This is a genomic window from Frankia sp. QA3 (assembly GCF_000262465.1).
Classification (GTDB): Bacteria; Actinomycetota; Actinomycetes; order Frankiales; family Frankiaceae; genus Frankia.
This window is the reverse complement of sequence record NZ_CM001489.1, coordinates 1,937,212-1,946,902: the sequence shown is the minus strand read 5'-3', so window position 1 is coordinate 1,946,902 and position 9,691 is coordinate 1,937,212. Positions and strand designations below refer to the sequence as shown.

Here is a 9,691-nt window from a genome sequence, read left to right as displayed (position 1 = left end):
CGACGCCGACCGGTCCCACCGTGCCAGCGATCCGCAGACGCTGCGCGACCACGTTCCTGCCGTTCGTATCCACCGGTTGCCCGGGACGGGGCACTTCCCCGAGCTGCAACGCCCAGACGCCCTCGCGGCCGCCCTGGCGCTTGACGCAACGACGTGACACCTCCGCCCCTGGCATCCCACTGTCCGTGACAGCCGCAGGGGGCCGTGCCGCAGCCCGCTCAGGACAGCCCGACGGCGGCCGGTGACTCGGGCAGGATCTGCCCGCCGTCGATCACCAGCGCCTGCCCGGTGATGTAGGACGCCTCCCGGGCCTGCCAGATGAGGGCGTACCGGGCCCGCCAGGCCGCCCGCACGGTGCCACCGGCAGACCCGCCGTCCGTCGCGCCGCTGCTCGCCGCGGTCCGCGAGCTCGCCGCGGTCCTGGACGCCGGCGACGTGGCCAGCGCCGCCCAGACCGGCGCCGTCCACACCGGGATGATGGCACTACTCGCCCGCGCCGCCCCACCACGGCCGGGGGGCTCCCGACGCCCCGCACCACCGCCATCCGCCGCGGCGGACGTCCCCGACGACGACACCGTGACCGGACTGCTGATCCAGGGCCAGACCTGGACGCAGATCGCCGCTCGCGCCGGACTGGCCGCCCGGGCGGCACGTACCCGCTGGGCCCACCTCGACCCCGACGCTCCCCTGCGCCTGGCCGCGGCCACCGTGGCCCGCGCCGGCCGGTCCCACACCCTGCGCGCCGACCCCGACGCCCCCGGCCGCTACCAACTCCTGCTCGACGGAGATGTCGCCGGCGGCGTCGTGGAGCGGGACCGCTCCCGCGGCGGGTGGGTGGCCTGGCTGCCCGGTGGCGCCCTGCCCACCCCGGTCGGGATGGCCGGCGCGGCCGGCGCCGGCACAGTCCCTCGCGGCCCGCAGGCGGCAGCAGGATCTCCTCCATCAGGACCGAGCAGCCGTCGTCCCGCGGCGCGCGGATCGCGTGGACAGCCCGACAGCGTGCCCTACCGCCGGCGCGCGTTGATCCAGTCGATGGCATCCTGCACGGTGTTGATCTCCTCGGCGTCCTCGTCGGAGATACCGATGGAGAACTCCTCTTCCAGGGCCACGCCCAGCTCGACAAGGTCCAGGGAGTCCGCTCCCAGGTCCTCGACGAAGGACGCGTTGTTCGTCACCTCCTCCGGCTTGACGTTCAGCTGCTCCACGACCACGTTCTTGACGCGCTCCTCGACAGTGGACACTCCGCGGCCTCCTGCTCCGACGTGCATGGGAACGGACACGACCCGCATATTCTCTGATCGGTCCACGCAGCGAGCTCCGCCGCCCACCCCTGATGGGTGATGCTCGCCACGTGGGCTCTGTCCCGTCTGGCGCCATGCCCGCCCGGCCGGGGGTAGCAGCTCATTACCCCGAGCGTCGTCCACCTGCTCCTGGACCAGCCCCTGGGCGCTGGTGAGGTTCGCCCTGCCCAGCCTGGCACCGGAGAGGTTCGCCCCCTCCAACCGGGCGTCGGGGAGGTTCGCCCCGTTCAACCGGGCGCGGACAAGGTCCGCTCCGACCAGCTCGACGCCGGAGAGGTCCGCCTCACTCGGTCGGGCACCGGTGAAGTTGCTGCGGGGGACGCCAGGCTCGTCGAGGAGTCGGGCGAGGACCTGGATGGCGGCACGGATGTCACCGGCGCCTTGGACACCGCCGCCAGCTGGTTCGGGTAAGCGCAGGGCGGGGGTCGCGGACGAACGCTGACAGGACTTCGACGATGGTGCGCTGGTCGGGTGGGGAGTCGGTGGCGATGCGTTCCAGGGCGTAGATCCCCCCGAGGCGGACCGTGCCGTTGTCCGAACCGAGCTGGTCCACCGCGCGGGTGAACAGCTCCCGGACGTGGGTGTTCTTGTTCGCTTCCCGTTCGCGGGTGTCCGCCGCCTCGTTCGCCCGCCCGGTTTCGGCGTTGGCCTGCCGGGTCTCGTCCAGGGCGATCGGCGCGCCGGCGACGGCGAGCTGGGCGGCGGCCGCGGTCAGCAGCCCGCCCTGCAACGCCGCTCAGGCCTGGACCGCGCCGTCGCTGGTACCCGGATGCATCCGGTCCGGCAGATGCCAGATCCCCACCACCGCGGCGACCGCCCCGAGACCAGCGAGCCCGGCCACCGCCCACAACCACCGCCGCCCAGCCTGGCGAGCTGATCCCCCGTTATCCGCCATGGGCAGGTTGTACGCCACCGACCGAGACAGGACAGTCACCAGACACCGCCGCGGTCCGGTGAGGACTGACCGGCGGCGACGGTCGCGGTAGCGGCCCGCCCCGGGCGGCGCACCCGCCACTCCCGGACGCTGGACTTCGACGACCCGTCCGGCGCTACCGCTACCGTCCAGCTCAGGGCACGTCCACCCGGTCGCGCTACCGCTACCCGGTAGCGGACCCGCCGCTACCCCACCCCACGGGCACGATCGATGCTCCTATGGATGTCCAGGTGACACGGGAAGATCGTTTGATGCGGGAGCGGTGTAGATCGTGTAGAGACCGGACAGGCAGGGTCGCATGTTCGACTGTTCTGCATTCCCTCACCGCAACTGATGATCACTGGTGATGGGATGTCACGGGGCGTGGGCCGGCGACGGCCCCGGGGGCGGCCCCGGGGGCGGGTGATCGCGTCCTGGCTGTCACAGGACTGTGGCGTAGATGCGTACCTGCTGGCCTGAACGGGTTATGGCGTCGCGTTCGTGGGCGAGGCCGGTCTTCTCGGCGACACGCTGGGAGGGTGTGTTGTCCGGGTGGATGATCGCAACGAGGCGCTTGATCTCGAGGACGTCACGGGCGAGGTCTCGGCAGGCAGTGGCGGCTTCGGTGGCGTAGCCGTGGCCTTGGGCATCGGTGCGGACGTGGTAGCCGATCTCGATGTCGGTGGTTCCTTCGATTTCCTGGGGGGTCAGGCCACAGTCGCCGACGAACTCGCCGGTGGACCGGAGCGTGACCAGCCAGAGCCCGAAGCCTTCCTGCCGGTAGAGACGCTGGTTCCAGTCGATCCAGGCCAGGGCTTCGTCGCGGTCTTTGGTGCGCGGGTAGTACCGCATCACGTCCGGGTCGCCGAGGAGCGCGGCCATGTCGTCGAGGTCGCCTGTGGTCATCGGGCGGAACGCGAGCCGCGAGGTCGGAGCCGGGATGCGCTGCTGGTGATTCACCAGGAAGCGCGCTTTCTCGCCTCACTCACCTCCTCATTGTCGCCTTTCTGGCGTATCTCGGTGGCCCCTGACGTGATGATCGCGTAGATTTCGCGGGTCACGTAGCGTTTGAGGCAGCGGATGATCTCCTTCTTGGTCTTGCCTTCGGCGGTGCGGCGCTGGGCGTAGGCCTGGGTGGCCGGGTCCCAGCGCAGCCGGCAGAGCACGACGCGGTAGAGCGCGGCGTTGGCCTGGCGGTCCCCGCCCCGGTTGAGCCGGTAGCGGTGCGTCCGCCCGGACGAGGCGGGCAGCGGGGCGACGCCGCACAACATCGCGAACGCGGCCTCGGAACGCAGCCGGTCGGGGTTGTCGCCCGCGCTGACAAGCAGCTGGCCGGCACTGTCGGCGCCGACACCGTTCACGGCGAGCAGCTTCGGGGCGATCGCGGCAACCAGAGAACTGAGGATCTTGTCGAGATCGGTGATCTCGGACGATGGGTGCTGGACGCGGCGCGCGAGACTGCGCAGCGCCAGGCGGACCGCGACCGCCGGGTCCCCGGCCCCGACGGGAGGAATCTCGGCGTCGGCCCACACGGTGATCAGCCGGCTGGTGGTCAGGGCTGCCAGGTCGGCACGGACCGGCTCCGGCGCGGCCACGATCAGCGCCTTTGGCGCGTCGACGTCCTGGTCGTCGTTGTCGACGTCGTAGTAGTCGGGATCCGCCGCGGGTGTGAGGACCGGGTCAGGCAGGCCAGACGCCCTCGCGTGTGACGGTGAGCCCGGCGGACTGCGCCGCGGCCCGGATCTCCGCGAGGAGCTGTGTCAGCCCGGTTTCGTCGGGAACATCGGCCGGGGTGGCCAGGAGCGTGACCATCCACTCGTCCGGCCTGTTCCGCCACAAGGTGAGAAGCACCCTCCGCTCGACACCGTCGTCGACCAGGTACCGGTAACCGAAGTCGCCGTCATCGTCATCGTCGAGCCGGCCGTGCGGGCGCAGGTCCAAAGACCTGCGAAGGCCGGACAGCGTCTCGAGGTCGACCGGGCCCGCCATGCTGACGGACAAGACAGTGCTCCACATCGGCTCTCCCCGGAAGCGGCGGCTGGTCTCAGCTGGAGATCGTGTCCCGCGAGTGGAACGCGTCGTCCGGGTGACCGCGTCGACGACGACGAGGACGTCGCCCTCGAGGATCGGGTCGGGCGCGCAGCCCCGGCACAGCGTCCGCTGGTGCGCCTCTGGTGCGCCTCGCCGACGTTGCTGTTCCGGCTGGCGTGCGAGTACCTGATCTCGGCGCGTGTGATCCGGCCGGGGCCGGTGACGGTGGTGAAGCGGGTCGCGCACGCCCGCGAGGTCGCGGGGCGGGAGACGTTCGACCGGCTGGCGTGCGAGTTCACCGACCGGCGATGTGCCGACCTGGATGGCCTGCTGGTGGACGACTCGGCGATCGGCATGACGCGGTTACGGTGGCTGGCCACCGGGCCGGTGGAAGCCTCGCCCGCAGTGGTGAAGGCTGAGGTCGGCTCTCCGACGCACGATCTCCCGGCAGCTCAACAAGGGAGAGTCGCTGCATGCCAAGAACATCCGCTCTGTACCTACTGGTATGTACAGTGGGCGGGTGGAGGCGGCGGAGCGGCTGATCGAGAGCACCCGGGCGCTGCTGTGGGAACGCGGCTACGTCGGGACGAGCCCGAAGGCGATCCAGGCACACGCCGGGGTCGGGCAGGGCAGCATGTACCACCACTTCGCCGGCAAGGCGGCGCTCGCCCACGCCGCGATCGAGCGGACCGCCGCCGAGCTGCGGGCGGCGGCAGAGGCCCAGCTCGGCGGGGACGGGCCGGTGCTCCCCCGCATCGAGGCCTACCTGCGCCGCGAGCGTGACGTGCTGCGCGGCTGCCCGGTCGGCCGGCTCACCCAGGACCCCGACGTCATGGCCGACACCGAGCTGCGCCGCCCGGTCGAGGAGACGTTCACCTGGCTGCGCGCCCGCCTGGGCGCCCTGCTCGCCGAGGGCGTGGCGGCCGGCGAGCTCACCGGGCTCGACCCGCCGGCCACGGCGGCCACGATCGTCGCGGTGCTGCAGGGCGGGTACGTGCTGGCCCGCGCCGCCGGCAGCGGCGAGCCGTTCGCCCAGGCCGTCGACGGCCTGGGTGCCCTGCTCGCCGCCCACGCCGCACCCACCGGCCAGGACCACGTGCACCCCGCCCGGTGATCGGCGAGGACGACGGGTCGCACGGCACCGTCAGACCGTCCAGCAGCGACCAACAGCGACCAGGAGAGGACGCGGACGTGTACGCGATGCAGTACGAGATCACCCTGCCCGCCGACTACGACATGGGGATCATCCGCCGCCGGGTCGCCGACACCGGCCACGCCCTCGATGACCGGGCGGGGCTCGGCCTGAAGGCGTACGCGATCCGCGAGCGCGGCGTCGCGGGCGCTGCGGTGAACCAGTACGCCCCGTTCTACCTGTGGCGCGACGCCGGGGCGATGGGCCGCTTCCTGGCCGGGGGCGGCGGGTTCGACCGGATCATCCGTTCCTTCGGCCGCCCGGCGGTCGCACACGGCACGGTCCTCGCCGTCGTCACCGGACCTGCGCACCCCGCCGGGCCAGCCTCGGCGGCTGTGCCCGCCCGCTCGGAGTCCGCGGGCGCGGCCCCTGCCTCGCCCCCGCTGCCGGCATCGGCCCCATCGACCGCCGCCGCTGCATCGACCGCCGCCGCTGCGCCGACCGCGGCCTCGCGTCGGGTCACCGTGCTGCCCGCCGATCCCGACGCCGACGGTTCGGGCCTGGGGCTGGCCACCCGCGTGGCGCGGGAGACCGACGCCCTCGCGGCGCTGGCCCATCGCGCTGGCGTGCACACCGCCGCCCTCACCCTGGACCCCCGCCGATGGGAGCTGACGCGGTTCGTGCTGTGGGCCGACGCCACGGCCGCCGCCGGGGACGCCGGGGACGCCGGTGGCACGCAGCGCTACCAGGTGCTGCACGTGTCCGCGCCGGGCGCGGCGGCGCTGCCCAGCGGCCGGCTCTGGTAGCCCGTTGCGTTCCGGTGAGCTTTGACGCTCACCGGTCACGCTGCCGTCCCGTGCGGGGCGGCGCTCCCGGTCTGACCGGCCGAAGCCGGGCCGGGTTCCCGTTTCACGGCCACCCGCCCACCGGGGTGGGTCCTACGGTCGGCTCCGCGGGCGTTTTCCGCCGCCGTCGCCGACCTCGGCTGCGGACCGGGCCACCTGACGGCCCATCTGCACGACCTCGGGGTGGACGCCTTCGGTCTCGACCTGTCCCCGCAGATGATCAGGCTGGCCCGCCGCGACCGTCCGGGCCTGCGCTTCGAGGTGGGGTCGATGCACCGGCTGGCGCCCACCGCCGGCCCGCGCGGTCCGGCCCGAGGCCCCCTACCGAATGTGTTGAATGCGCAATCAGCTGTCGACGCTGCGTCCCGATCCACGAGGGTCGAACCGTGGCGAATCATCCCGAGGTGAGGGGCTGGTAGCGGTGGCGGACACCCAGCACCATGCGGCGCCGATAGACCTGCACACCGACGTCGCGCACACCGCCCGCATGTACGACTACCTGCTCGGCGGCAAGGACAACTTCCCCGCCGACCGGCAGGCCGCCGAGGAGGGCCTGGCCGTCTTCCCCAACGGCCGCATCACCGCGCGGCAGAACCGGGCGTTCATGGTCCGGGTGATCCGCCACCTGGCCGGCGAGGCCGGGATCCGCCATTTCCTCGACATCGGCACCGGCATCCCCACCAGGCCGAACCTGCACGAGGTCGCCCAGGCCGCCGCCCCCGATGCCCGCGTGTTCTACGCCGACAACGACCCGATCGTGTTGGCGTAGGTTCTGGCTTCTCACCAGCATCTTTTGGCAATCGGGCGAGCAACGGGTCCATACCCGCGTTGCACACGCATGGCTCGGCCCCTGCGACCGCACGACGCAGCAGCGGCTCCCGGGGACCATCCTCCCGTCAAAATGCGGGAGATGAGCAAACGTCTCCCATGCTACGGTGCACCTATGTCATCGATCAAGCAGTTTCAAGTCACCTTTGACTGCGCAGAACCTGAGCGCGTCGCTCGCTTTTGGTGCGAGGTGTTGGGGTATGTTATGTCGCCGCCCCCGAAGGGGTTCACCACCTGGGATGATTTCAACCGCTCCCGGTTTCCTGAGGATCAGGGTTCATGGTTCGCCTGCATTGATCCCTCGGGTGTGGGCTCGCGGCTGTTCTTTCAGCGCGTTCCCGAAGGAAAGGTCGTCAAGAATCGGCTGCATCTTGACGTGAGGGTCGGCTCCGGGCTCGTGGGTGAAGAGCGCCTCGCCACGCTCGAAGCTGAATGCGCACGACTGTCCGTGCTCGGCGCGGTGCGCGTGCGACTGCTGTATGACGGCCACGACTCCTGCATCGTGATGCAGGACATCGAGGGAAACGAGTTTTGTCTTGACTGAGCATCCTCCGGGACCAGCGAGGTGGTGAACCGTCTTCCTTGAGCCTCTCTTAAAGCCGGTCCCGTGTGGGGCGGGAGTTATCCCGTGAGGGCAAGATCGTGCGGTCGTGCGGTGCCGAGCATCGCGGTGCGGTACAGCCATCCGTACAGCTAAGCCCGGGACGCCAGCCGACCAGAGCGAACTCCAGTGGACGCGGTCAGGGCTGTGACCGCGAACGAAGGACGATCGTGGGCGTCCGGACGCGCCGGGCCGATCTTGTAGTCGGGTGGTAGCGCGTGAAGTGCTGCCGCGCCGCTCCCGTTCCTCGGCGCTGGCGCGCCTGCGGTACGGGTCGGCTTGCCAACGGAGGCGCTCAACCGACAGACCGAGGCGGACGACGATCACAGCCTTCCATGTGCAACCAAGGGGTGGTACCGCTCGTGCTCGCCCACGCCCGGGCGCTGCTGACCAGCAGCCCGCCGGGCCGCACCACCTACCTCGACGCCGACCTGCGCGACCCGGCTGCCATCCTCGACGCCGCCGAGCTGCACGACACCCTCGACCTGACCCGCCCGGTCGCGCTGTTCCTCATCGCGATCCTGCACTTCGTACCCGACGACGCCGACCCGCGCGGGCTCATCGCCCGCCTCGTCGACGCGCTCGCCCCGGGCAGCTACCTGGCGCTGACCCACGGCATCGGCGACGGCGACCCCGTCCTCGACGCGGCCGCGGACAGCTACCGCAAGCGCGCCATCACCGCCCGGCTGCGCAGCCGCGCCGAGGTGGAGAGCCTGTTCGTCGGGTTGGAGCTGGTCGACCCGGGGGTGCAGTTCGTCCACCGCTGGCGCCCCGACGCGGACGTGCCCGCCGGCCTCACCGACGCGGCTGTGAACATCTACGGCGGCCTGGCCCGCAAGGTCTAGCCCGGCTCGGTCGTCCCAGCAGGATTGATCATGGTCGTGGGCTGGGTGTCGTGACGTCCGGGCGCGGTCGGGGGACGTCGGCGCTCTGGAGCGCGGCGAAGTCTGCGTGGGCCTGGTCGACGGCTTCGGGGTACGCCTCGCGCCTGGTGTGCTCGATTGTCACCGGCCGCCGAACGCGCGGAACACCGCTGTCACAACCACCCCGGTCACGACCAGCACCGCGACGAACAGACCGACCGTCAGCACGACGCTGACCCGCGACGGCGGCCACACGAGCTGCCGCAGCACATTCAGCCCGATCGCGACGAGGAGGTAGGCCCACCACGGCGCCCAGCGGGACCGCCGGGCACGCACCTTGTTTTCATACGGCTGTGTCACAAAAATAATTTAGCACGGCTGTGCCATTATGGGCCCGTGCCGAAAGTTGTCGATCATGAGGCCCGCCGCGAGGAACTCGCCGACGCGATGTGGCGGGTGGCGCTGCGGGATGGCTTCCCCGCCGTGTCGGTCCGCACGGTGGCCCGGGAGGCGGGCTGGTCGCCCGGGGCGTTGCGCCACTACTTCGCCACCAGCGGTGAGATGATCGCGTTCGCGGTGGAATGGGCGGTCCGTCAGGTCCGGCAGCGGTTCGACGCGCTCGACGCTGCCCGCGGCGGCGCCGTCACGCCGGCCACGCCCCTGGAGATTCTCGAGCAGCTTCTGCCCCTCGACGCGAACCGGCGGGTCGAGTCCGAGGCATGGCTCACGCTGGTCAGTAACGCGCACGTCGGAGCGCAGCTACGCGAGCAACGGCGCGAGGTCGACGGGCTGATCCGGTATGTCGTGCGGACCGTCATCCGCCAGCTCGACGACCTCGGCCGGCTCGCCGCGCACCGGGACCCCGAGGTGGAGACCGCCCGGCTGCACGCGCTGCTGGACGGCCTGGTCGTGCAGGGCATCGCCGACCCGCCCGGCGTCACCCCGACCGGCATCCGCGCCGTGCTACACCAGCATCTCGACGATCTGGCCCACCAGGCGGATCTGACCCACCAGGCGGATCGTCCAACCGCACGAGGAACAGAGGAACAACGGAACAGCCCGTGCCGGGACGTGGCCCAGCCGAGCAGCCACTCGCAGCCCCTACGGACAGGGACGGCCGACGGTGTGGATCTTGCGAGTACATGACGGTTGAATAGGCGATCCTGCCAGTCCCCAG

The 9,691-nt window shown here is 71.3% G+C and carries 12 protein-coding genes and 5 pseudogenes; 8 read left to right on the top strand and 9 right to left on the bottom strand.

Features of this window, described 5'->3' with window-relative positions; all coding sequences use genetic code 11:
* Positions 1 to 218 precede the first annotated feature (218 nt).
* The 8 genes and pseudogenes from FRAQA3DRAFT_RS38515 to FRAQA3DRAFT_RS07770 form a co-directional block, all read right to left on the bottom strand.
* A pseudogene (locus tag FRAQA3DRAFT_RS38515) lies at positions 219 to 305 on the bottom strand (3-oxoacyl-[acyl-carrier-protein] reductase); the annotation flags it as partial.
* A 699-nt stretch (positions 306 to 1,004) separates the two neighbouring features.
* Positions 1,005 to 1,241, bottom strand: coding sequence for an acyl carrier protein (gene acpP / locus FRAQA3DRAFT_RS07790; RefSeq protein ID WP_009738523.1), 237 nt, complete (start codon positions 1,239 to 1,241; stop codon positions 1,005 to 1,007).
* Positions 1,242 to 1,496: 255 nt separating this feature from the next.
* Positions 1,497 to 1,658, bottom strand: a pseudogene (locus tag FRAQA3DRAFT_RS36875) (pentapeptide repeat-containing protein); the annotation flags it as partial.
* A 13-nt stretch (positions 1,659 to 1,671) separates the two neighbouring features.
* Entirely contained in the window at positions 1,672 to 2,031 is a 360-nt protein-coding gene (locus FRAQA3DRAFT_RS36870; protein WP_051054202.1) for a hypothetical protein, read from the bottom strand.
* Between the two features lie 6 nt (positions 2,032 to 2,037).
* On the bottom strand, positions 2,038 to 2,235 hold the full coding sequence (locus FRAQA3DRAFT_RS36865) for a hypothetical protein (RefSeq protein ID WP_009738522.1): 198 nt from the start codon (positions 2,233 to 2,235) through the stop codon (positions 2,038 to 2,040).
* A gap of 420 nt (positions 2,236 to 2,655) precedes the next feature.
* Positions 2,656 to 3,120 (bottom strand): GNAT family N-acetyltransferase, encoded by a 465-nt coding sequence (locus tag FRAQA3DRAFT_RS07780; RefSeq protein ID WP_051054561.1) that lies wholly within the window; start codon positions 3,118 to 3,120, stop codon positions 2,656 to 2,658.
* A gap of 50 nt (positions 3,121 to 3,170) precedes the next feature.
* The gene (locus tag FRAQA3DRAFT_RS07775; RefSeq protein WP_009738520.1) at positions 3,171 to 3,809 is read right to left on the bottom strand and encodes an IS110 family transposase; all 639 of its coding nucleotides are present in this window, start codon (positions 3,807 to 3,809) and stop codon (positions 3,171 to 3,173) included.
* Between the two features lie 85 nt (positions 3,810 to 3,894).
* Positions 3,895 to 4,230 carry a hypothetical protein gene (locus FRAQA3DRAFT_RS07770; protein ID WP_009738519.1) on the bottom strand — a complete coding sequence of 112 codons (336 nt, stop codon included), beginning with the start codon at positions 4,228 to 4,230 and terminating at the stop codon, positions 3,895 to 3,897.
* 165 nt (positions 4,231 to 4,395) lie between these two features.
* Between FRAQA3DRAFT_RS07770 and FRAQA3DRAFT_RS38510 the strand changes: the two are divergent.
* The 7 genes and pseudogenes from FRAQA3DRAFT_RS38510 to FRAQA3DRAFT_RS07740 form a co-directional block, all read left to right on the top strand.
* Positions 4,396 to 4,668: pseudogene (locus tag FRAQA3DRAFT_RS38510) on the top strand (site-specific integrase); the annotation flags it as partial.
* Between the two features lie 82 nt (positions 4,669 to 4,750).
* Positions 4,751 to 5,359 carry a TetR/AcrR family transcriptional regulator gene (locus FRAQA3DRAFT_RS07765; RefSeq protein ID WP_009738518.1) on the top strand — a complete coding sequence of 203 codons (609 nt, stop codon included), beginning with the start codon at positions 4,751 to 4,753 and terminating at the stop codon, positions 5,357 to 5,359.
* Between the two features lie 77 nt (positions 5,360 to 5,436).
* Positions 5,437 to 6,183, top strand: coding sequence for a DUF4865 family protein (locus FRAQA3DRAFT_RS07760; RefSeq protein ID WP_035922501.1), 747 nt, complete (start codon positions 5,437 to 5,439; stop codon positions 6,181 to 6,183).
* 165 nt (positions 6,184 to 6,348) lie between these two features.
* Positions 6,349 to 6,495 (top strand): annotated as a pseudogene (locus FRAQA3DRAFT_RS32645) (trans-aconitate 2-methyltransferase); the annotation flags it as partial.
* A 64-nt stretch (positions 6,496 to 6,559) separates the two neighbouring features.
* Positions 6,560 to 6,985, top strand: a pseudogene (locus tag FRAQA3DRAFT_RS07750) (SAM-dependent methyltransferase); the annotation flags it as partial.
* 180 nt (positions 6,986 to 7,165) lie between these two features.
* A complete protein-coding gene (locus tag FRAQA3DRAFT_RS07745) occupies positions 7,166 to 7,594 on the top strand; it encodes a VOC family protein (protein WP_009738516.1) in 429 nt (142 codons plus the stop codon).
* A gap of 392 nt (positions 7,595 to 7,986) precedes the next feature.
* Complete coding sequence (locus tag FRAQA3DRAFT_RS07740; protein ID WP_083873522.1) at positions 7,987 to 8,496, top strand: SAM-dependent methyltransferase; 510 nt, start codon at positions 7,987 to 7,989, stop codon at positions 8,494 to 8,496.
* Positions 8,497 to 8,655: 159 nt separating this feature from the next.
* Here the strand turns inward: FRAQA3DRAFT_RS07740 and FRAQA3DRAFT_RS07735 are convergent, their stop codons facing one another.
* Positions 8,656 to 8,850 carry a hypothetical protein gene (locus FRAQA3DRAFT_RS07735; protein ID WP_157467202.1) on the bottom strand — a complete coding sequence of 65 codons (195 nt, stop codon included), beginning with the start codon at positions 8,848 to 8,850 and terminating at the stop codon, positions 8,656 to 8,658.
* Positions 8,851 to 8,910: 60 nt separating this feature from the next.
* On the opposite strand from FRAQA3DRAFT_RS07735, the gene FRAQA3DRAFT_RS07730 reads away from it, so the two are divergent.
* Positions 8,911 to 9,660: a TetR/AcrR family transcriptional regulator gene (locus tag FRAQA3DRAFT_RS07730; protein WP_009738514.1), complete on the top strand. Its 750-nt coding sequence runs from the start codon at positions 8,911 to 8,913 to the stop codon at positions 9,658 to 9,660.
* Positions 9,661 to 9,691: the final 31 nt, after the last annotated feature.